The 22,412-nt window shown below is 62.6% G+C and carries 20 protein-coding genes; 5 read left to right on the top strand and 15 right to left on the bottom strand.

Annotated elements, in window-relative coordinates:
- Nucleotides 1–14 precede the first annotated feature (14 nt).
- From P0D84_RS01950 to yacG, 4 genes are all read left to right on the top strand, one after another.
- On the top strand, nucleotides 15–956 hold the full coding sequence (locus P0D84_RS01950) for a prepilin peptidase (protein WP_408331978.1): 942 nt from the start codon (nucleotides 15–17) through the stop codon (nucleotides 954–956).
- 3 nt (nucleotides 957–959) lie between these two features.
- Nucleotides 960–1,562, top strand: coding sequence for a dephospho-CoA kinase (coaE, locus tag P0D84_RS01945; RefSeq protein ID WP_408331976.1), 603 nt, complete (start codon nucleotides 960–962; stop codon nucleotides 1,560–1,562).
- A 325-nt stretch (nucleotides 1,563–1,887) separates the two neighbouring features.
- Nucleotides 1,888–2,643 carry a cell division protein ZapD gene (gene zapD / locus P0D84_RS01940; RefSeq protein ID WP_091798841.1) on the top strand — a complete coding sequence of 252 codons (756 nt, stop codon included), beginning with the start codon at nucleotides 1,888–1,890 and terminating at the stop codon, nucleotides 2,641–2,643.
- Between the two features lie 145 nt (nucleotides 2,644–2,788).
- Nucleotides 2,789–2,986: a DNA gyrase inhibitor YacG gene (yacG, locus tag P0D84_RS01935; protein ID WP_323046636.1), complete on the top strand. Its 198-nt coding sequence runs from the start codon at nucleotides 2,789–2,791 to the stop codon at nucleotides 2,984–2,986.
- A 117-nt stretch (nucleotides 2,987–3,103) separates the two neighbouring features.
- On the opposite strand, the gene P0D84_RS01930 is transcribed toward yacG, so the two are convergent.
- The 4 genes from P0D84_RS01930 to secA form a co-directional block, all read right to left on the bottom strand.
- Entirely contained in the window at nucleotides 3,104–3,526 is a 423-nt protein-coding gene (locus tag P0D84_RS01930; RefSeq protein ID WP_408331974.1) for an NUDIX domain-containing protein, read from the bottom strand.
- The gene (locus P0D84_RS01925; protein ID WP_408331972.1) at nucleotides 3,523–4,392 is read right to left on the bottom strand and encodes an ATP-binding protein; all 870 of its coding nucleotides are present in this window, start codon (nucleotides 4,390–4,392) and stop codon (nucleotides 3,523–3,525) included. The genes P0D84_RS01930 and P0D84_RS01925 overlap by 4 nt, the downstream gene beginning before the upstream one ends.
- A gap of 56 nt (nucleotides 4,393–4,448) precedes the next feature.
- Nucleotides 4,449–5,690 (bottom strand): bifunctional glutamate N-acetyltransferase/amino-acid acetyltransferase ArgJ, encoded by a 1,242-nt coding sequence (gene argJ, locus P0D84_RS01920; RefSeq protein ID WP_408331970.1) that lies wholly within the window; start codon nucleotides 5,688–5,690, stop codon nucleotides 4,449–4,451.
- Nucleotides 5,691–5,839: 149 nt separating this feature from the next.
- Nucleotides 5,840–8,656 carry a preprotein translocase subunit SecA gene (gene secA, locus P0D84_RS01915; RefSeq protein ID WP_408339608.1) on the bottom strand — a complete coding sequence of 939 codons (2,817 nt, stop codon included), beginning with the start codon at nucleotides 8,654–8,656 and terminating at the stop codon, nucleotides 5,840–5,842.
- A 290-nt stretch (nucleotides 8,657–8,946) separates the two neighbouring features.
- Here secA and P0D84_RS01910 point away from each other — a divergent pair, with 290 nt between their 5' ends.
- Nucleotides 8,947–9,432, top strand: coding sequence for a DciA family protein (locus tag P0D84_RS01910; protein WP_408331968.1), 486 nt, complete (start codon nucleotides 8,947–8,949; stop codon nucleotides 9,430–9,432).
- An 80-nt stretch (nucleotides 9,433–9,512) separates the two neighbouring features.
- Here P0D84_RS01910 and lpxC read toward each other — a convergent pair whose 3' ends face one another.
- From lpxC to mraY, 11 genes are all read right to left on the bottom strand, one after another.
- Nucleotides 9,513–10,430 carry a UDP-3-O-acyl-N-acetylglucosamine deacetylase gene (gene lpxC, locus P0D84_RS01905; RefSeq protein ID WP_408331966.1) on the bottom strand — a complete coding sequence of 306 codons (918 nt, stop codon included), beginning with the start codon at nucleotides 10,428–10,430 and terminating at the stop codon, nucleotides 9,513–9,515.
- A 290-nt stretch (nucleotides 10,431–10,720) separates the two neighbouring features.
- Nucleotides 10,721–11,224, bottom strand: coding sequence for a peroxiredoxin (locus tag P0D84_RS01900; RefSeq protein WP_408331965.1), 504 nt, complete (start codon nucleotides 11,222–11,224; stop codon nucleotides 10,721–10,723).
- Nucleotides 11,225–11,471: 247 nt separating this feature from the next.
- Entirely contained in the window at nucleotides 11,472–12,671 is a 1,200-nt protein-coding gene (gene ftsZ, locus P0D84_RS01895; protein WP_408331963.1) for a cell division protein FtsZ, read from the bottom strand.
- Between the two features lie 131 nt (nucleotides 12,672–12,802).
- Complete coding sequence (gene ftsA, locus P0D84_RS01890) at nucleotides 12,803–14,035, bottom strand: cell division protein FtsA (RefSeq protein ID WP_012434417.1); 1,233 nt, start codon at nucleotides 14,033–14,035, stop codon at nucleotides 12,803–12,805.
- 27 nt (nucleotides 14,036–14,062) lie between these two features.
- Nucleotides 14,063–14,815, bottom strand: coding sequence for a cell division protein FtsQ/DivIB (locus tag P0D84_RS01885; RefSeq protein WP_408331961.1), 753 nt, complete (start codon nucleotides 14,813–14,815; stop codon nucleotides 14,063–14,065).
- A 24-nt stretch (nucleotides 14,816–14,839) separates the two neighbouring features.
- Nucleotides 14,840–15,781 (bottom strand): D-alanine--D-alanine ligase, encoded by a 942-nt coding sequence (locus P0D84_RS01880; protein ID WP_408339606.1) that lies wholly within the window; start codon nucleotides 15,779–15,781, stop codon nucleotides 14,840–14,842.
- A 5-nt stretch (nucleotides 15,782–15,786) separates the two neighbouring features.
- Entirely contained in the window at nucleotides 15,787–17,190 is a 1,404-nt protein-coding gene (murC, locus tag P0D84_RS01875) for a UDP-N-acetylmuramate--L-alanine ligase (protein ID WP_408331958.1), read from the bottom strand.
- Nucleotides 17,187–18,305, bottom strand: a complete 1,119-nt coding sequence (murG, locus tag P0D84_RS01870; RefSeq protein ID WP_408331956.1) for an undecaprenyldiphospho-muramoylpentapeptide beta-N-acetylglucosaminyltransferase — start codon at nucleotides 18,303–18,305, stop codon at nucleotides 17,187–17,189. Before murG ends, murC begins: the two co-directional genes overlap by 4 nt.
- Before the next feature lie 112 nt (nucleotides 18,306–18,417).
- Complete coding sequence (gene ftsW, locus P0D84_RS01865) at nucleotides 18,418–19,698, bottom strand: putative lipid II flippase FtsW (protein WP_408331954.1); 1,281 nt, start codon at nucleotides 19,696–19,698, stop codon at nucleotides 18,418–18,420.
- Entirely contained in the window at nucleotides 19,695–21,209 is a 1,515-nt protein-coding gene (gene murD, locus P0D84_RS01860; protein WP_408331952.1) for a UDP-N-acetylmuramoyl-L-alanine--D-glutamate ligase, read from the bottom strand. The genes ftsW and murD overlap by 4 nt, the downstream gene beginning before the upstream one ends.
- A 23-nt stretch (nucleotides 21,210–21,232) precedes the next feature.
- On the bottom strand, nucleotides 21,233–22,402 hold the full coding sequence (mraY, locus tag P0D84_RS01855; protein ID WP_408331950.1) for a phospho-N-acetylmuramoyl-pentapeptide-transferase: 1,170 nt from the start codon (nucleotides 22,400–22,402) through the stop codon (nucleotides 21,233–21,235).
- Between the last annotated feature and the right edge of the window lie 10 nt (nucleotides 22,403–22,412).

Genomic DNA, 22,412 nt, shown 5'->3' with positions numbered 1-22,412 from the left:
CCCACCCTTTATATATGCAGGCCACCATTCCGCTCGTGTCAGATACTTCTTCCAGCCTGTTTTCGGGCCTGCTGCCCGGCCACTTCGCAGGCGGCCTCGGCCTCGCATTCGGCAGCTTGCCCAGCGGCCTGCAGATTGCCTTCGCAGTCGTATTCGGTCTGGTGATCGGCAGCTTCCTGAACGTGGTGGTGCATCGGGTGCCGATCATGCTGGAGCGTGCGTGGCGCGAGGAGGTCAGCGAGACTACCGAAGCACCGCTCGAAGGCGACGGCTTGCCCGCCCGCTACAACCTGTGGGTGCCGCGCAGCGCGTGCCCTCACTGCGGCCACGTGCTCAGCGCGTGGGAGAACCTGCCGGTACTGAGCTATCTGCTGTTGCGCGGGCGCTGCTCCGCATGCAAGGCACGCATAAGCCTGCGCTACCCGCTGGTTGAAATCGCCAGCGCCGCCTTCGCGGCCGGGGCACTCACGCTGTATGGGCCGACCGGCATGGCATTGGCCGCCTTCGGACTGTGCGCCGTACTGCTTGCGATGAGCGCGATCGACATCGACACCCATCTGCTGCCTGACTCCATGACACTGCCGCTTCTGTGGGCCGGCTTGATCGTGAACTTCAACGGCATGTTCGCGAGCCTCCACGATGCCGTGCTGGGCGCGATCTTCGGCTATCTGGTGCTGTGGGCCGTGCACTGGCTGTTCCGGCTGGTGCGCGGCGTCGAGGGGATGGGTTATGGCGATTTCAAACTGCTGGCCGCGCTGGGCGCATGGCTCGGCTGGGCGGCCCTGCCGCAGATCGTGCTGATTGCGGCAGTCGCGGGCGCGGTAATCGGTCTCGTGGCGACATGGCGCGGCCGCATGCGCTTCGAAGAGCCGCTGCCGTTCGGGCCGTTTCTCGCTGCGGGCGGTGCTGTTACGCTATTTCTCGGCACACCGCTTTATCTGGCGCTGGGGGGCTGAACCATGTTTGCTGTGGGATTGACAGGTGGCATCGGCAGCGGCAAATCAACCGTCGCCGATCTGTTCGCCGCGCACGGCGTGCCCCTTGTCGACACGGACCTGATCGCGCATCGCATCACGGCGCCGCACGGTGTCGCGATGCCGCAGATCGCCGCGGAGTTCGGCGATGCGTTCGTTGCCGCGGACGGCTCGCTCGACCGCGCCCGCATGCGCACGCTGGTGTTTGGCGACGACGGCGCGCGCGAACGGCTCGAAAGCATCACCCATCCGTTGATTCGTGCGGAGACTGAGCGCGAGTGGAATGAGGCGCAAGGGCCGTATGTGATCGTGGTGGTACCGCTGCTGGTGGAATCGGGTAGCTGGAAGACCCGCGTAAATCGTGTGTTGACCGTCGATTGCAGCGTCGACACGCAAATCTCGCGCGTGATGAGTCGCAACGGCTTCAGCCGTGAACAGGTGCTGGCAATCATCGCCCGCCAGGCGACGCGCGAAGCGCGCCTCGCCGCCGCCGACGACGTCATCGACAACGACAACGCGCCGCTCGACTCGCTTAAGGCGCAGGTTGATGCGCAGCATCGCGTCTATCTTTCGCTAGCGGGTGTTTGAGAATGTGCGGACCGGGGCTTGCCAGGCGATATCGCCGATAGGCGTTCAATGAGCCCGTAGGAAACGACACCTAGGTGCCGCATACGTACAACGTGAGCGTGCAATAAGCCCTGCATGGGCGGCACATGCAGCCATGCACACCATGCCTGTGCCCATCATCCATTGAACTTTGCCGCGGCACCCGAGCCGAAGCACGCAGAAACCGCCCGAAACACGTGAAAAAAGTTGCGAAAGCGCGCTCAAAAAGTGCGTGATTGCTAGGGTAGTCTCACGGCATTAGAATGTTCTGCATTCCCGTCACCGACCACGCCCGAGGCGAGCCCGCTTGATCCTTTACGAGTATCCCTTCAACGAGCGAATCCGGACGCTATTGCGCCTCGAAGATCTGTTCGAGCGCTTCACGTTCTTTCTGACTCAGGAAGACGCCAGGGAACATCACGTCGCGCTGACCACGCTGTTCGAAATCTCAGAGGTTGCGGGTCGCGCGGATCTGAAGTCCGATCTGATGAAAGAGCTCGAGCGCCAACGGCAAACACTGGCGCCGTTCCGCGGCAATCCGGGCATCGAGCAGAACGCTTTAGAGGCCGTACTCGGGGAAATCGAGCAGACCCTGGCGGGGCTTTCGCAGATGCAAGGCAAGACCGGCCAGCATCTGGCGGACAACGAGTGGCTCGCCAGCATCCGCAGCCGCGCAATCATCCCGGGCGGCACCTGCAAGTTCGATTTGCCTTCGTACTATGCGTGGCAGCAGATCCATCCCGATCAGCGCCGGCAGGACATCGCCAAATGGGTCACGCCACTGCTGCCGTTGCGCGACGCGGCAACCATCGTGCTGCGCCTCGCGCGCGAATCGGGTCAGGCTTCCAAGGTCATGGCGATGCAGGGCAGCTATCAGCAGATGCTATCAGGCCGTTCATACCAGTTGATGCAGGTACGGGTGGCACCTGAATTGCGGGTGATTCCCGAGGCAAGCGCTAACAAGTACATGCTCTGGGTGCGCTTCACGGTGCAGGACGGCGATTTACGTCCGCGCGCAGTGGATGTCGACGTTCCGTTCCAGCTCACGCTTTGCAGCCTGTAAACCGGGCTGTAGCGCCCGCGTTGTAGAAACCGGGTTGTGGCGCCCGCATTGCAGGAACTGACTCGCGGGGCCGCGCGCCTTTAAAGCGGCGAAAAATGCCCCTATATTCGTTACTTGTTCCGTTTCCGATTGACTGCCTGACCGTATGCCTACTGTCGTCAAATGCCCCACTTGCGGTAAGGACGTCCGCTGGACCCCTGAAAGCCGCTTCCGCCCGTTCTGTTCCGAGCGCTGCAAGCAGATCGACCTTGGTGCCTGGGCCACTGAGAAGTACAAGATAGGTGGCACAGATGAAGAAGCGCCGTCGGATGAGTCGCCTAGCGGGGATTACAACCCGCATTGAGCGCGGCAGGCTGTAGACGCACGCAGCGGTGTGCTTGGGTCGTGCTTGGGCCGTGCTTGAGAGTCGTGCGGCACGACGCTGCTCCCGCAGCGCCGCACGCGCCCACGTGCCATTCTTCTAGTTCTTTTCAGCCGCGAGCCATTCCAGCACGGGAATCGTCGCCGGCAACAACGGCGAGACATCCGCCGGCAGCGTCTGCCAGACAAATGCCTGACCTTCGCGGCCGTGCGGCTCGCCGGTCCACTCCGTCACCTTGCAGAAGAACAGCCGCACATAGGCGTGCGGGTAATCGTGTTCGAGCGTGTGCCAAAGATAGCTCGCCTTCACGTCGATACCCAGCTCCTCATGCAGCTCGCGGGCCAGCGCGGCCTCGACCGACTCGCCCGCCTCCAGCTTGCCACCCGGAAACTCCCAGTACCCTTCGTACGGCTTGCCGGCCGGGCGCTGCGCCAGCAAATAGCGTCCGTCCGGCTGAATCAGCACACCGACGGCCACCTCCGTGACCTTGCGGCCGTCGGCATTCGTCTGCGTGTGGCTCATGCCGGGGTCTTCCGGCCGGACCAGTCGCGTGCAAATTGCCACGCGACGCGCCCCGAGCGCGAACCACGTTCCAGCGCCCACACCAGCGCGTCGCCACGTGCTGCTTCGACTTCCGCGTCGTCGCAGCCGAAATGCCGCAGCCAGTGGCCGATGATCGACAGATAATCGTCCTGCTTGAACGGATAGAAGCTGACCCACAACCCGAAGCGCTCAGACAACGAGATCTTTTCCTCGACCAGTTCACCCGGATGGATCTCGCCGTCGGACGTGTGCTTGTAGGTCTCGTTGTCGCTCATGTACTCAGGCAGCAGATGGCGGCGATTCGACGTTGCGTAGATCAGCACATTGTCCGACTGGGCAGCGATCGAGCCGTCCAGCGCGACCTTCAGCGCCTTGTAGCCCGACTCGCCGTCTTCGAACGAGAGGTCGTCGCAGAACACCACGAAGCGCTCCGGCCGCTGCGCGATCAGATCGACGATGTCGCCGAGGTCGTGCAAATCGTCTTTATCCACTTCGATCAGGCGCAAGCCGTCTTTCGCATACGCATTCAGGCACGCCTTGATCAGCGACGACTTGCCCGTGCCGCGCGCACCCGTCAGCAGCACGTTGTTGGCCGGCTGCTTGTGCACGAATTGACGCGTGTTTTGTTCGATCAACCCTTTCTGGCGATCGATGTTTTGCAGGTCGTCGAGCGTGATCGACGAGATAGCGGGAACCGGTTGCAGATAGCCGCGCCCCTGGCGCTTGCGCCAGCGGAAGGCGACCGCCGCCGACCAGTCGATCTGCGGTGCAGCGGGCGGAAGCATCGCTTCGAGGCGGACGAGCACGGCTTCGGCCCGGGTCAGAAACTGTTCGAGTTTGTCCATGGCAGTGAGTTGAGCGGCCAGAAAAGCCGCGTAAAAAACCCTAATGAGGAACCTGGTTACGAACGATAGTCGGCGTTGATGCTCACGTAGTCGTGCGACAGATCGCAAGTCCAGATCGTGGCTTGCGCATTGCCGCGGCCGAGTACGACGCGAATGCCGATCTCGCTCTTTTTCATGACGCGCTGGCCGTCTTCCTCACGGTAGGCCGGATTGCGGCCACCGGCGGTCGCGACCAGCACGTCGTCCAGATACAGATCGATCTTGCCGACGTCGAGATCGTCCACGCCGGCATAGCCGATGGCCGCGAGAATGCGGCCGAGATTCGGATCCGATGCGTAGAAGGCCGTCTTCACGAGCGGCGAATGGCCGATCGCATACGCGATCTGGCGGCATTCGCCGACGCTCGAGCCGCCTTCGACATGCACGGTCATGAATTTGGTCGCGCCTTCGCCGTCGCGCACGATCAGTTGTGCGAGGGTCTGGGCGACTTCGGTCACCGCGTCGCGCAGCGCTGCATAAGCGGGCGAATCGGTGGACGTGATCGCCGGCAGGCTCGATTGGCCCGAGGCGATCAGGATGAAAGAATCGTTGGTCGAGGTATCGCCGTCGATCGTGATGCAGTTAAACGAGCGATCCGCCACGTGCTTGACCAGCGCGTCGAGCACCGGTTGCGCAACAGCGGCGTCGAACGCGAGGAAGCCGAGCATGGTCGCCATATTCGGCTTGATCATGCCGGCCCCCTTACTGATGCCGGTGAGCGTGACCGTGTGGCCGTCGATCGTGATCTGGCGCGAGGTGGCTTTCGGCAACGTGTCCGTGGTCATGATCGCCTGAGCGGCGTCGTACCAGTTGGCTTCCTTGCGGTTCGCCAGCGCGGCCGGCAGACCCGCCTTCAGACGATCGACCGGCAGTGGTTCGAGAATCACGCCCGTCGAAAACGGCAGCACCTGGTCCGGCGTGATGTCCGCGAGACGCGCGAGTTCGGCGCAGGTTTCGCGCGCTGCGACGAGGCCCGGTTCGCCCGTGCCCGCGTTCGCATTGCCGGTGTTGATCACCAGCGCACGAATCGGCGCGCCGCCCGCGCGCACTCGCTCCAGATTCTCACGGCACACCGTGACGGGCGCAGCGCAAAAGCGATTCTGCGTGAACACGCCGCCTACCGTCGCGCCAACGCCAACGGAAATGACCAGCACGTCCTTGCGGTTCGGCTTGCGGATATTCGCCTCCGCCCAGCCCAGCGTGACGCCGGCGACAGGGTGGAGTTGAGCGGGATCGATCGAAGGGAAATTGACAGCCATGGTCGCGACCTGTCGAAGAAATGCCGGCGGGCGCCGGCATCGAGGAAATGGAAACTGATGGCTCGGACGTATGCCGAACCACCACGAAATCACTAGCGAAGCATCACGCAAAACGAAGCGGCGCGCTCAAAAGCGCGCCGCATTCGGCATTACGCAATCTTGCCGTGGCACTGCTTGTACTTCTTGCCGCTGCCGCACGGGCACGGGTCGTTACGGCCGACCTTCGGCACGCTGTCCACGCTCACGTCCGAGGCGACGCCATGCGACGAGGCATGGCTCATTGCGTCGCCGATCATCGCCGCAGTGGCTGCTTCCGCCGCGGCAGGCGCGGCCGCGGCGGCGGCCGCTTCGGCGAATTCGGCGTGACGGAACTCGACGTTTTCGAGGTGGTTGCCCTGCTCTTCGTACTGCTCGGCAGCCTGTTCCAGCTGTTCCGGCGACTGGATCTGCACGTTCATCACCACCCGGGTGACTTCGAGCTTCACGGCATCAAGCATCGCGGCGAACAGTTCGAATGCCTCGCGCTTGTATTCCTGCTTCGGATTCTTCTGCGCGTAACCGCGCAGATGGATACCCTGGCGCAGATGATCGAGCGCGGCCAGATGTTCGCGCCAGCTACGGTCCAGCGTTTGCAGCATGATCGAACGTTCGAACGCGCTGAACGATTCGCGGCCGACCTGTTCGACCTTCGATTCATACGCTTCGTCCGCGGCGGCTTCAACGGCTTCGAGAATTTCGTCCGAACTGATCGAGTTCGACTCGTTGATCATTTCCTGAATCGCGAGGTCGAGCTGCCATTCGTTGCGCAGCACTTCCTCGAGCTCGGGCACGTCCCACTGCTCTTCGATGCTGCCGGCCGGCACGAACCCGTGAACGATATCGGCGATCACGCCATGGCGCATTGCGCCGATGGTTTCGGTGATGTCGTTTGCTTCGAGCAATTCGTTGCGCTGCTGATAGATCACTTTGCGCTGATCGTTCGACACGTCGTCGTATTCGAGCAATTGCTTGCGAACGTCGAAGTTGCGCGCTTCAACCTTGCGCTGCGCCGATTCGATTGAACGCGACACGATGCCCGCCTCGATCGCCTCGCCTTCCGGCATCTTCAGGCGGTCCATGATCGCGCGCACGCGATCGCCCGCGAAGATGCGCAGCAGCGGATCTTCCAGCGACAGATAGAAGCGCGACGAACCCGGGTCGCCCTGACGGCCGGCACGGCCGCGCAACTGGTTGTCGATCCGGCGCGATTCGTGACGCTCGGTGCCAATGATGTGCAGACCGCCCGCGGCCTTCACCTGATCGTGCAACGCTTGCCATTCGTCGTGCAGCTTCTGAATACGGCGTTGCTTCTCTTCGTCAGAAAGCGTTTCATCCTGTTCGAGGAACGACGCCTGCTTTTCCGCGTTGCCGCCGAGCACGATGTCAGTACCGCGACCCGCCATGTTGGTAGCGATCGTGACGCGCTTCGGACGGCCCGCTTCGGCGACGATCTCAGCTTCACGCGCGTGCTGCTTGGCGTTCAGCACTTCGTGCGGCAAACCGGCCTGCTTCAGCAGATGCGACAGCAGTTCCGAGTTTTCGATCGACGTGGTGCCGACCAGCACCGGCTGACCGCGCTCGTGGCAATCGCGGATGTCGCGGATTACCGCGTCATAGCGTTCCTTGGCGGTCTTGTAGATCTGATCCTGCTTGTCGATCCGCTTTGGCGGACGGTTGGTCGGGATCACGACCGTTTCGAGACCGTAGATCTCGTTGAATTCGTACGCTTCGGTATCGGCCGTGCCGGTCATGCCGGACAGCTTGGCGTACATGCGGAAGTAGTTCTGGAACGTGATCGACGCGAGCGTCTGGTTCTCGCTCTGGATCTTGACGTGTTCCTTGGCCTCGACGGCCTGATGCAAGCCATCCGACCAGCGGCGGCCCGACATCAGACGGCCGGTGAATTCGTCGACGATCACGACTTCGCCGTTCTGCACCACGTAATGCTGATCCTTGAAGAACAACGTGTGCGCGCGCAGTGCGGCGTACACGTGGTGCATCAGCGTGATGTTCTGCGGCGCGTACAGGCTTTCGCCCTCGCCGATCAGGCCCCATTCGGCGAGCAGGCGCTCGGCCTTTTCGTGACCCGATTCCGTCAGGAAGACCTGGCGGCCTTTCTCGTCCAGCGTGTAGTCGCCCGGTTTTTCGACGCCGGTGCCATCCGCTTTCTCTTCGCCGATCTGACGTTCGAGCAGCGGCGGCAGCGCATTCATGCGCACGTAGAGTTCGGTGTGATCTTCGGCCTGGCCGGAAATGATCAGCGGCGTACGGGCTTCGTCGATCAGGATCGAGTCGACCTCGTCCACCACCGCGAAATTCAGGGCTCGCTGCACGCGCGCGTCGGTCTCGTAGACCATGTTGTCGCGCAGGTAGTCGAAGCCGAATTCGTTGTTGGTGCCATACGTGATGTCAGCGGCGTACGCTTCCTGCTTCGCGCCATGATCCATCTGCGACAGATTGATGCCGACCGACAAACCGAGGAAGTTGTACAGACGCGCCATCCATTCGGCGTCGCGTTGTGCCAGGTAGTCGTTGACAGTGACGACGTGCACGCCGCGGCCCGACAACGCATTCAGGTACACCGGCAGCGTGGCGACGAGCGTCTTGCCTTCGCCGGTACGCATTTCGCCGATCTTGCCGTAATGCAGAACCATGCCGCCGATCAGCTGCACGTCGAAGTGGCGCATTTTCAGCACCCGCTTGCTGGCCTCGCGACACACCGCGAAGGCTTCCGGCAGGAGCTTGTCGAGAGACTCGCCACTCGCGACGCGCTGGCGGAATTCACCCGTTTTGGCGCGCAGTTGGTCGTCCGTCAATTGCTCGATCTGCGGTTCGAGCGCATTGATCGCCGTGACGGTCTTTTGATATTGCTTGACTAGCCGCTGGTTGCGGCTGCCAAAAATCTTCTGAAGAAAACCGGTGGTCATCGGATCGGTGTCTGCGTCGCGGCTTCGGCTGGTTCGCGGCGTGCGGTTCATGCACGTGCGCTCCGGGGTCGGAAGGGCCTCGGCGGCTTAGTCCAAGAGTGAATTCGAATCGGGCATTTTAGCACGCGCCCCCGCCCACGCCTGTGTCAGCAGCGAGACGGCGGCACGGCACAGGAAGCCCGCCGCAGCGACCTCTGACGGTACGTATTGAGGCGGGTCCGCGTGCATCCCGCGCGGTACAATCGCGGCGTGAGCGCGCATAGGGTGCGAACACGCCGTCACCATCAAACATGAGCCGTATTCCGTCCTTTTCAAGGCCGCCGCCCAAGCAGTTCAAAGCGCGCCGCCCGCAGCCCGTCGCCGAAGTGCTCAATCGCACCGACGCGTTCGTGGCCCTGCGCGCGGGCGTCGAGCAGATTGCGGCGCTCGAAAAGGATCTGCGCGCTTTGTTGCCCGACTATCTGGCGACCAGCGTGGAGCCGAGCTTCATCAAGGAAGGCGTACTGGCCCTGTTTGCCGGGCACAATGCGCTGGCCGCGCGCCTGCGCCAGATTGAGCCGCGCTTGCTGTCGGAACTGCAGCAGCGCGGCTGGCCGGTCAATGCGTTGAGGATTCGCGTGCGGCCCCAGCCTTTGAAGGAACCGCCACCGGTCAAGCAGGCGCGCATGACGCCCGCCGGCGCGGACGCATTGCACGCGCTCTCCGAATCGCTCGCGCCCTCGCCGCTGCAAGAGGCGTTGGCGAAAATGGCGGCGCGGCATCGGAGAAATCGCTGAACAAAAAATAAGCGGCCCATCGGGGCCGCTTATTTTTCATCCATTCGCTTCGAACAATTCATCCGAAGCTGCTACGCAGATCACGCAAACGCCGTTTGCGTTTCGTACGCAAAGCCGCGCGGCGCCTTCTGCGTGTCCTCGAACGTAACGAGTTCGTACGAATCCTCATGCGCCAGCAGCTCGCGCAGCAGCGCGTTGTTCAGACCATGGCCCGACTTGTACGCCGTGTACGAAGCCAGCAACGGATGGCCGATCACGTACAGATCGCCGATCGCGTCGAGCATCTTGTGCTTCACGAATTCGTCGTCGTAACGCAGGCCGTCGTTATTCAGAATGCGGTATTCGTCGAGCACGATGGCGTTATCCATGCTGCCGCCGCGCGCCAAACCGAGTTCGCGCATCATTTCCACTTCATGCGCAAAGCCGAACGTACGCGCACGGGCGATTTCCCGCACATACGATGTATTGGCAAAATCCACTTCCAGCGCCTGGCCGGTTTTATCCACGGCAGGGTGACGGAAATCGATGGTGAATTTGAGCTTGAACCCGAAATACGGATCGAGACGCGCGAATTTATCGCCGTCGCGAATTTCCACAGGCTTGGTGACCTTAATGAATTTCTTCGGCGCGTTCTGTTCTTCAATACCGGCCGACTGAATCAGAAACACGAACGAACCCGCACTGCCGTCCATGATCGGAATTTCTTCAGCGGTCACGTCGATATAAAGATTATCGATACCGAGGCCTGCGCATGCGGACATCAAATGCTCGATGGTCGACACGCGCGCGCCGTCTTTTTGCAACACAGAAGCCAGACGTGTATCGCCAATCGCCATTGCCGACGCAGGAATGTCCACCGGCGTGGCCAAATCCACGCGCGAAAACACAATGCCAGTATCCGGCGCCGCCGGACGGAGCGTCAGCTCGACTTTGCGACCCGAGTGCAGGCCGATGCCGACTGTCTTGACGATTGATTTGATAGAGCGCTGCTTCAACATGGTGATCTTCTATTCGATTGAAAATCCCAATCGGGACTTTTTATTCCATAGCGCGAAGTATACTCCAATACCCTAAGGAGCGTCGTTGCACGGAACGCATCAATCTGTTTCGCTGCGTTACCTATTGGGCGCCCGTCAGGAAGCGTGACGGGCCGATGTCCGGAACGGAGGCGTTTCCGGGTCATCGGCCCGCGTAACGGCCTGTCACAAAAGCGTCTTATGCGCCGTTGCCCTGATACAACGCGATAACCGCGCAGGCTCGGGGGCGTGGGCATTCAACGCAACCGCAACTAGCTCAACGTCGCGAGGATACTCGCTGCATCGCTGACTTCGAATTTGCCGGCAGCCTCGACGTTCAACGTCTTGACCACGCCGTCGTCGACCACCATCGCGTAGCGTTGGGAACGGATTCCCATGCCGCGCGCCGACAAATCCTGCTCAAGACCGAGCGCCCGCGTGAAAGCCGCACTGCCGTCCGCCATCATGCGCACCTTGCCCGAGGCGTGCTGATCGCGTCCCCACGCGCCCATTACGAACGCGTCGTTGACGGACACGCACCAGATCTCGTCGATGCCGGCAGCGCGCAACTGCGCCGCATGCTCGACGTAACCCGGTACATGTTTGGCCGAACAGGTCGGCGTGAACGCGCCCGGCAATCCGAAGATCACCACGCGTTTGCCTGCCGTCTGCTCGCGCACGTCGAAACTGTTAGGCCCCAGCGTGCAGCCCGCCCGCGCGTCTTCGACGAACTCGAAGAGCGTCGCGTCGGGCAGCTTTTCACCTGTTTTAATCATGCTCAGTCCTTTGCATCGATGCGAAGCACGCTCGCACGTCGTCGTGTCGCAGTGAATTCAGCGTCCGCCCAACAACAGGCTCCGCCCGGCGACAACCGCCCCATCCGCTTCGCGAATCCGAAGAGGGCACTCGTCCTTGCCGCGAATCTGACGATACGCGGCCTGTTCGCCGTTCACCCGCCACGCTCGTGCATTCGTCCGCCAACGCTGCTAAAAACAGCGCGGCAACGAAAGCCTGCTCACGCGCTTAGTCCGCCTGCTTGCGCAGGAAGGCCGGAATGTCGTACGTGTCGACGCCCTTTTCCTGCAACGCCTGCACGTGCGAAGCCGCCGTATCGCGCGACTGGCGCCACACAGCGGGTGCATCCAGCGCGCCGTAATCGGCCGTGCTTGCATGATGCGACGACGACGGTGCGTAAGCAGCGTGCGCGCTGACCGGATGGTTGTCGGTGCCGGTGCGCAACAGCGTCATCGGTGCCGATTGCTGCTTCTTCGCCGCACGGCCCAGCCCCGTTGCCACGACCGTCACGCGCAGCGCGTCGCCCATTGCATCGTCGTACACCGCACCGAAAATGACCGTTGCGTCTTCCGCGGCATAGCTCTTGATGGTGTTCATCACTTCGCGCGTTTCCGACAGACGCAGCGAACGGCTCGACGTGATGTTGACCAGCACGCCACGCGCGCCCGACAGATCCACCCCTTCCAGCAGCGGGCTGGCAACAGCCTGCTCAGCAGCCAGACGGGCGCGATCGACACCGGCAACCGTCGCCGTGCCCATCATCGCCTTGCCCTGCTCGCCCATCACCGTCTTCACGTCTTCGAAGTCGACGTTCACCAGACCGTCGACGTTGATGATTTCCGCGATGCCGGCCACTGCGTTGTTCAGAACGTCGTCTGCGCACTGGAAGCACTTGTCCATCTCGGCGTCATCGCCCATCACCTCGAACAGCTTGTCGTTCAGGACGACGATCAGCGAATCGACGTGATCCTCCAGTTGCTGCGAACCCGCTTCTGCGACGCGCATCCGCTTGCCGCCTTCGAATTCGAACGGCTTGCTGACCACGCCAACAGTCAAGATACCCATTTCCTTGGCGATCTGCGCGACCACCGGTGCTGCGCCCGTGCCCGTGCCGCCGCCCATGCCGGCGGTGATGAACACCATGTGCGCGCCGCGCAGTGCGTCGGCGATGCGCTCACGGGCTTCTTCCGCTGCCGCGCGGCCCATTTCCGGCTTGGCGCCGGCGCCCAGACCCGTGTTGCCGAGCTGGATCACCGCCGAGGCGCGCGAACGCGACAGCGCCTGCGCGTCCGTGTTCATCACGATGAAGTCGACGCCTTGCACACCTTTGTTGATCATGTGCTGAACGGCATTGCCGCCAGCGCCACCTACTCCGATCACCTTGATGATGGTGCCGTTCGTTTCGGTTTCCAGCATCTGGAATTCCATGTTGCCTCCGTCAAGATAAAAAATTACAGCCACTTCGGCCGTTATTCGGCAGGAGATCGGGCAACCGCCTGTCGCGCGCCGGTCGCCGGCACCAGCGCGTATTTAGGTGAAACCGTTCAAAACAAAATTCGTTAGAAGTTGCCGAGGAACCAGTCTTTCATTCGCGTGAAGACCTGGCCCATCGACCCCGACTGCACCGCGACCTTGCGGCCACGCATCCGTTGCGAGCGTCCTTCGACGAGCAGACCCATCGCCGTCGAATAACGCGGGTTACGCACCACGTCAGCCAGACCGCCCGCGTATTCCGGCACGCCGATGCGCACCGGCTTCAGGAAAATGTCCTCGCCGAGTTCGACCATGCCGAGCATCATCGACGCGCCGCCGGTCAGCACCACGCCGGAGCTCAGCAGTTCCTCGTAACCCGACTCGCGCACCACTTGCTGCACGAGCGAAAACAGTTCTTCGACACGCGGCTCGACCACCGCCGCCAGCGCCTGGCGCGACAGCGTGCGCGGACCGCGCTCGCCGAGACCCGGCACTTCGATCATTTCGTCCGGATCGGCCAAGGCCTGCTTAGCAATGCCGTAGTCGACCTTGATGTCTTCCGCGTCCGGCGTCGGCGTGCGCAGCGCCATCGCAATGTCGCTCGTGATCTGATCGCCGGCGATCGGAATCACCGCCGTATGGCGAATCGCGCCTTCGCTGAAAATCGCAATGTCCGTCGTGCCGCCGCCGATATCGACCAGCACCACGCCGAGTTCTTTTTCATCTTCCGTCAGCACCGCCAGCGACGACGCCAGCGGCTGCAAGATCAGATCGTTCACTTCGAGCCCGCAACGGCGCACGCACTTGACGATGTTCTGCGCCGCGCTCACCGCGCCGGTGACGATATGCACCTTCACTTCCAGCCGGATGCCGCTCATGCCGATCGGCTCGCGCACATCTTCCTGACCGTCGATGATGAATTCCTGCGTCAGGATGTGCAGCACCTGCTGATCGGTCGGGATGTTGATCGCCTTCGCCGTCTCGATCACGCGCGCGACGTCCGCCTGCGTGACTTCCTTTTCCTTGATCGCCACCATGCCGCTCGAATTGAAGCTGCGGATATGGCTGCCGGCGATCCCGGTAAATACATTCGTGATCTTGCAATCGGCCATCAGCTCGGCTTCCTCGAGCGCGCGCTGAATGGATTGCACGGTGGCTTCGATGTTCACCACCACGCCTTTCTTGAGCCCCTTCGATTCGCTCTGGCCGAGGCCGATCACCTCGTAGTGACCTTCGCCCTTCAACTCGGCGACGATGGCCACGACCTTCGACGTCCCGATGTCGAGGGCGACCAGCAGATCTTTATAGTCTTTACTCATAGCGTGCTCATTGCGTGTGATGTCCGTTTACTTCTTGCCCTTGGCGGGTTCGGTGATAAAGCGCATCCCTGCCGCGCGAATCGCGAAACCGTTCGGATAGCGCAAGTCCGCATACTCGATATCCTTTCCCCAACGTTGCGTCACCGCGTCCCACGCCGCGGTCAGGCGCTTGCTGCGATCCAGCAGCGTGTCCTGATTGCGTTCGCGCCCAAGTTCCACCTGCATGCCGTTCGAGAGCTTCACCGTCCATGCGTAGCGCGGCGACAGCGTGACCTCATCCGGCGTCGCGCCCAACGGCGCAAACCACTTCTTGAAGTCGCTATAACGCGCGACGACTTCTTTTGCCGTGCCGTCCGGGCCGTCGAACGCGGGCAGATCATCATCGAGCTCGCCCTGGTTCGCGGTGAACAGCTCGCCGTCGACGCTCACCAGCTGATCGCTGCCCCACGTTCCCAGCGGCTTGTATTCTTCAAGCGTGACAGCCAGAGCATTCGGCCAGACCCGCCGCACGCTCGCGTGACGCACCCACGGCATCTGCTCGAATGCCTGACGCGCGACATCGAGATCCACCGTGAAAAAGTTGCCCTTCAAGCGCCCGACTACCCCGGCGCGCACCGTCGGCGAATTGATGTGCTCGGTGTCGCCGTCGATCTGGATTTCGCGCAGGGCGAAATTCGGCCGCTGAATCAACCAGTAACCACCTGCCGCCAGCAGCACGAGCACCAGCAACGCATGCAATGCGTTGGCGGCGAGATTGAGCTGGCGAACGTTGTTCCACATGGGGTTGCTTTCGGGTTGTCCCGGTTAGTCCTTCAGTGTCAGCGCCAACACGCCGACAACCAGTTCCTGATAACTGATGCCCACCGCGCGCGCCGCTTTCGGCGGCAACGAATGATCGGTCATGCCAGGTGCCGTGTTCACTTCCAGGAAGTACGGGTTGCCGTCCGCATCCAGCATGAAATCCGCGCGGCCCCAATCGGTGCAGCCGAGTACGTCGAACGCACGGCGCGCCAGCACTTTCAGACGCGCTTCCTCGTCCGGCGTCAGACCGCAAGGAATCAGGTACTGCGTGTCGTTGGCGATGTACTTCGCGTGGTAGTCGTAGAACTCGCCGGCCGGCACGATGCGGATCACCGGCAAGTCCAGATCGCCGGCGATGCACGCGGTGTACTCGCCGCCGCCTTCAATGCTCTTTTCCACCACGACGATCTTGTCGTACTTGACCGCTTCGACGAGCGCTGCCGGCAATGCGTCGACGCTTTTCACCTTGATCACCGCGACGCTCGAGCCTTCGCTGGCCGGCTTGACGAACAGCGGCAAGCCGAGTTTCACGACGATGTCTTGCGCGCGCGCTTCATAGTCGTCGCCGCGCAGCACCGCTTCGAACGGCGGCGTCGGAATGCCGAGTTGCTGCCACACCAGCTTGGTGCGGAACTTGTCCAGCCCGAGCGCCGAGCCGAGCACGCCGCTACCCGTGTAGCGAATGCCGTAAAAATCGAGCGCGCCCTGGATCTGGCCGTTCTCGCCATAACCGCCGTGCAACGCGTTGAACGCGCGCACGAAGCCTTCATCCTTCAACGCGGCGAGCGGACGCTCGGCCGGATCGAACGGATGCGCGTCGATACCGGCGTCGCGCAAACCTTGCAGCACGAGGCGGCCGGAATTGAGCGACACCTCGCGCTCGGCGGAGTCTCCACCGAGCAGCACTGCCACTTTGCCGAATTGTTTCGGATCGATACCGCTCATCTCACTCACACCTTCGTCTCTTGCGCGAGGCGACCCGGCACACCGCCGATCGAACCCGCGCCCATCGTGATCACCACATCGCCGTCGCGCACCACTGCTGAGAGCGCGTCCGGCACTTCATCCACCGTATCGACAAACACCGGCTCGACCTTGCCCGCCACCCGCAGCGCGCGCGCGAGCGCGCGGCCGTCCGCGGCGACGATCGGCGCTTCGCCGGCGGAATAGACTTCGGTCAGCACGAGCGCGTCGACGGTCGACAGCACCTTCACAAAATCTTCGAAGCAATCGCGCGTGCGCGTGAAGCGGTGCGGCTGGAATGCCAGCACCAGACGCCGCCCAGGAAACGCACCGCGCGCCGCCGCCACCGTGGCCGCCATTTCAACCGGGTGATGGCCGTAATCGTCGACCAGCGTATACGCGCCGCTTGTCTTGTCGTCGTTAATCACCGGCACTTCGCCGTAGCGCTGGAAGCGTCGGCCCACACCGTTGAAATCCGCCAGCGCTCGCTGGATATCGGCATCTTTCACTTCAAGTTCAGTCGCAATGGCGATGGCGGCCAACGCGTTCTGCACGTTGTGCTCGCCCGGCAGGTTCAGGACGATGTCGATCGGCGCCGCGTCTTCGCGCATCGCCGTGAAGTGCATCTTCCCGCCACGTGCTTCGACATTCACCGCGCGCACTTGCGCGTCCGGTGCAAGGCCGTAGCGAATGATCGGCTTCGACACGAACGGCAAAATCTCCTTCACATTCGGATCGTCGACGCACAGCACCGCGATCCCATAGAACGGCAGGCGATGCGTGAATTCGATGAACGCCTGCTTGAGCCGCGCGAAGTCGTGGCCGTAGGTGTCCATGTGATCGGCGTCGATGTTCGTGATGACTTCGATCACCGGGAACAGGTTCAGGAACGACGCATCCGACTCGTCCGCTTCGGCGACGATGAAGTCGCCCGTACCCAGACGCGCATTCGCGCCCGCGCTGATCAGGCGGCCGCCGATCACGAAGGTCGGATCGAGGCCGCCCGCGGCCAGCACGCTCGCCACCAGCGACGTGGTCGTGGTCTTGCCGTGCGTACCGGCGATCGCGATACCCTGCTTCAGCCGCATCAGCTCCGCGAGCATCACCGCGCGCGGCACGATCGGGATGCGGCGATGACGCGCGGCCAGCACTTCCGGGTTGTCGCTACGCACCGCCGTGGAGACGACCACCGCGTTCGCGCCTTCAATGTTCTCCGCCGCGTGACCGATCGCGATCCGCGCGCCGAGCGCAGCGAGACGATCGGTGATCGCGTTGCTCGACAGGTCCGAGCCGCTCACCTGATAGCCGAGGTTGACCAGCACCTCCGCGATGCCGCTCATGCCGACACCGCCGATGCCGACAAAGTGAATGTGTTTAACGATATGTTTCATTGCTTTCCTTCTGGGCTCGCGCCCGAAATCGAACCCGCCACAGTCGCGCAAATCTGCGCGACCTGTTCCGTGGCGTCGGGTTTCGCGAGCGAGCGCGAACGCTCCGCCATCTCCGCGAGGGTCTCTCGCGTCTGGCTGCGCAACCAGTCGGCGAGCGTTTCCGCCGACAGATCGCGTTGCTGCACGACCAGCGCCGCGCCGTTATCGGCGAGGAACGCTGCATTAGTGGTTTGGTGATCGTCTACTGCAAATGGGAACGGCACGAAGAACGCCGCCACCCCTACTGCTGAAATCTCCGACACGGTCATTGCGCCCGACCGGCAGATCACCAGATCCGCGTTCGCGTACGCACTCGTCATGTCGTCGATGAAGGGCACGAGTTCTACATCGGCACCGGCTTTCAGGCCTGCTGCCGCGTAATTCTCACGCAGCGCTTCAATATGCTTCGCGCCCGCCTGATGCACGATGCGCGGCCGTTCGTTCGGCGCCAGCAGCGCAAACGCGCGCGGCACCACTTCATTCAACGCCGCCGCACCCAGACTGCCGCCCACCACCAGCACATTCAACGGACCGCTGCGCTGCGCGTAGCGTGCTTTGGGTGCAATTGCGCGCGCAAGTTCCGCACGAATCGGGTTTCCGGTCCATTCGCCGTGCGGCAGCGCATTGGGGAACGCAACCAGCACGCGTTTGGCGAGTTTCGCGAGCACCTTGTTGGCGAGGCCCGCGATCGAGTTCTGTTCATGCAGCACCAGCGGGCGGCCACTCAACGCCGTCATCAAACCCGCCGGGAACGTGATGTAGCCGCCCATGCCGAGCACGACGTCCGGCTTCACGCGACGCAGCACGCTCAGGCTCTGCGAGCAGGCGCGCAGCAGGTTCAGCGGCAGCATCAGCTTGGTCTTCAGACCCTTGCCGCGCAGCCCGCCGAAGCGCACGTATTCCATCGGGATACCGTGCTTCGGCACCAGCGTGGCTTCCATGCCCGCGGGGTTGCCAAGCCATACGACCTTCCAGCCCCACGCCTGCATCAGGTGCGCGACCGCGAGCCCCGGGAACACATGTCCCCCGGTGCCGCCGGCCATCACCATCAGCGTGCGTTGCGGCAGAGCGGTCATACCTTGCCTCCCCGCATCAGCATCCGGTTTTGACTCCGGCCGCTGCGCTTAACTTCGCGCGCTTTGCGCACGAAGTTAGCCTTCACCGAAATCGTGCGCTGCTGCATGGGGGTCATACCTTCCCCCCACGCATCAGCACACGATTTTCATAATCCACCCGCATCAACACCGCCACTGCCAGGCAGTTCAGCAAAATGCCCGAGCCGCCGTAGCTAACTAGCGGCAACGTCAAACCCTTGGTCGGCAGGAGCCCGAGGTTCACGCCCATGTTGATGAAGGTCTGCGCGCCAAACCAGATGCCGATGCCCTTCGCCACCAGTCCCGCGAACGTGCGGTCGAGCGCGAGCGCCTGACGGCCGATCTCGAACGAGCGGCGCACGATCCAGTAGAACATCAGAATCACGACGAGCACGCCGACAAAACCCAGTTCCTCGCCAATCACCGCGAGGATGAAGTCGGTATGCGCTTCCGGCAAATAGTTGAGCTTCTCGACACTGCCGCCGAGACCGACGCCGAACCACTCGCCGCGTCCGAAAGCGATCAGCGAGTGAGTCAATTGATAAGCCTTGCCCTGCGCGTAACGGTCGTCCCACGGATCGAGGTAGGCGAAGATCCGCTCACGACGCCACGGCGACGCCCACACCAGCAAGCTGAAGGTGCCGACCGCAGTGGCCACCAGCCCGCCGAACAGCTTGCCGTTCACGCCGCCCAGAAACAGCACGCCCATCGCGATCGCGGCGATCACCATGAATGCGCCCATGTCCGGCTCGAGCAGCAGCAACGCACCGACGAGACCCACCGCAACCGCCATCGGCAGAAAGCCCTTGGCGAAGCTGTGCATGTATTCCTGCTTGCGCACCGTGTAGTTCGCCGCGTAAATCGTCACGGCGAGTTTCATGATTTCCGACGGCTGCATGTTCGTGATGCCAAGCGGAATCCAGCGGCGCGCGCCGTTCACGCCCTTGCCGATGTGTGGAATCAGCACAATCACGAGTGCGACCAGCGAAATCAGGAAGAGCTTCGGCGCGTATTTATCCCAGGTCGAGATCGGAATGCGGAACGACACGACGCCGATCACCGCCCCCATCACCACGAAAATGAGCTGGCGCACGAGGAATGCGTAATCGCGGTACGACGCGTACTTCGGTGAATCGGGCATCGCGATCGAGGCCGAATACACCATCACGACGCCGAGACCGAGCAGCGCGATGACCACCCATAGCAGCGAGTGATCGTAGTCGAGCATCCGCGAGCGCAGCGGACGCACGCCGTTGACAGCGCTCGCGAGACCACTGCCGCCGGTGCGGCTGGAAGCGCGGCTTGCGCCGCCCGTATCGCCATTGCCGGCACCGGAGCCGGCAAGGCTCGAACCGAAGCGTTCTGACCAGCTCATATCATCGTCCCCCGTTCGGCCGCGATGTCTTCCACCGTGCTGCGGAACACCGCCGCGCGATGTGCATAACCCTTAAACATGTCGAAACTCGCGCAAGCCGGCGACAGCAGCACGGCGTCCCCCGGTTGCGCCAATGCGGTGGCGGACCGCGTCGCTTCTTCGAGCGTTGCGTGGTCGGTCATCGCGATGCCCGTGTCTTGCAACGCGGCGCGAATCCGCGGCGCGTCGCGGCCGATCAGCATCACGGCGCGGCACCAGCGCATCACGGGCGCGGCGAGCGGTTCGAAATCCTGACCCTTGCCGTCGCCGCCGGCGATCAGCACCGCGCGTTGCGCGAGGCCGTCGAGCGCGGCAACCGTCGCGCCCACGTTGGTGCCCTTGCTGTCGTCGACGTAGTCGACACCTTCGATCGAGGCGATCAACTCCACGCGATGCGGCTCGCCACGGTATTCGCGCAGGCCGTGCAAAAGCGGCGCGCCAGGCAGACCGATCGCGCGCGCCAGCGCGTACGCGGCCAATGCGTTTGCGGCGTTGTGCAGACCGCGAATGCGCAGCGCGTCGGCCGGCATCAAACGTTTGAGCGCGATGTTCTTCGGCGCTGCCACTTCGTTCTTGCGACGGCGCGTCGGCGCTGGCTCGTCGCTGGCGTCGCGATCGTGCGCTTCGACCAGCCAGACCATGCCGTTGTCGCGCAGCAGACCGTAGTCGCCGTCGCTCTTCGGCTCGGTGACGCCGAACGTGATCATCGCAACGTTACTTTCCGCGGAAGGCGCGAGCGCCATCACCCGAGAGTCGTCACGATTCAGCACACGCACAGTCTGTGTACCGAAGATGCGGCCCTTCGCGGCGGCATAGGCATCGAGGCCGCCATGCCAGTCCAGATGATCCTGCGTGATGTTCAAAACGACCGCTGCATCCGGCGCAAACGTATGCGCGGTTTCTAGCTGAAAGCTCGACAGCTCCAGCACCCACACATCGGGCAGCGCGGTGTTGTCGATCGCTTCGCTGAGCTTGTCCAGCAAGGCCGGGCTGATGTTACCCGCCACCGCGACCTTCCTGCCGGCGCGTTCGCACAGGAGACCCGTCAGGCTCGTCGTCGTGGTCTTGCCGTTGGTGCCGGTGATCGCGATCACCTTCGGCGCATAGCCGCTTTCGCCAAGCGTCTTCAACGCTTGAGCGAAGAATTCGAGTTCGCCCCACACGGGGATGCCTTGCTCGCGCGCTGCCGTAATCAGCGGCAGCAAGTCGGCGGCGAGCGGCGACAAGCCCGGGCTGATCGCCACAAGCTCCACGCCTTCGAGCAACACCGGCGAAAACGGGCCGCCGACGAATTCAGCATCGACGCTGTGCGCTTCCAGCGCGGACAGGTTCGGCGGCACTTCGCGCGTATCGGCCACACGCAGCCGACAGCCGTGCCGCGCGCACCAGCGCGCCATTGCGAGACCGGATTCACCGAGTCCCAGCACGAGCACCATCGGCTTTTGCCGATCCCGAAACTTCTCGCCAAACATCGCCTGCTTCCCCTAAATACGACTTAACGCAACTTGAGCGTGGACAATCCGAACAGGCACAACATCAACGTGATGATCCAGAAACGCACGACCACCTGCGTTTCCTTCCAGCCCGACAATTCAAAGTGGTGATGCAGCGGCGCCATCTTGAACAGACGCCGGCCTTCGCCGTAACGGCGCTTGGTGAACTTGAACCACGTCACCTGCAACATCACGGAGAGCGTCTCCGCGACGAAAATGCCGCCCATGATGAAGAGCACGATTTCCTGGCGCACGATCACCGCCACCGTGCCGAGCGCGCCGCCCAGCGCCAATGCGCCGACGTCGCCCATGAACATCTGTGCCGGGTGGGTGTTGAACCAGAGGAACGCGAGCCCTGCCCCACCCATCGCCGAACAGAAGATCAGCAACTCGCCCGCACCGGGGATATGTGGAAACAGCAGATACTTCGAGTACACCGAGCTACCCATCACGTAGGCGAACACGCCGAGCGATGCGCCAACCAGTACGACCGGCATGATCACGAGGCCGTCGAGACCGTCGGTGAGATTGACCGCATTGCTCGCGCCGACGATCACCAGATACGTCAGCACAATGAAGCCCCACACGCCGAGCGGATAGCTGATCGATTTGACGAACGGCAGCATCAGGTCGGCGCGCGCCGGCAAGCCCATCGACAAGCCACTACGCACCCAGGCCATAAACAGATCGAACACGCGCACGTTGCTCGCTTCGGAGACGCTGAACGCGAGATACACCGCTGCGAACAAACCGATCACCGACTGCCAGAAATACTTTTCACGCGACGACATGCCGCGCGGGTCCTTGTAGACCACCTTGCGGTAATCGTCGACCCAACCGATCACGCCGAAACCGAACGTGACCAGAATCACGATCCAGATGAAACGATTGGTCAAATCGGCCCACAACAGCGTCGCCACGGCGATGCCGAGCAGAATCAGCACACCCCCCATGGTCGGCGTGCCGGATTTGACGAGGTGCGTTTGCGGACCGTCTTTACGAACGGCCTGGCCGACCTTCATCGCGGTCAGCTTGCGGATCACCGCCGGGCCACAGACGAGCCCGATCAGCAGCGCGGTAATGGTGGCCATCACCGCACGGAAAGTCAGATAACTGAACACGCGCAAGAAGCTTGCGTCATTCTGCAGCCATTGCGCCAGCGCCAGGAGCATGCTTCGGTCC

The organism is Paraburkholderia sp. RL17-337-BIB-A (assembly GCF_046025895.1).
GTDB lineage: Bacteria > Pseudomonadota > Gammaproteobacteria > Burkholderiales > Burkholderiaceae > Paraburkholderia > Paraburkholderia fungorum_C.
Note: the sequence above shows the minus strand (reverse complement) of the source record. Positions and strands in the feature narration are given on the sequence as shown.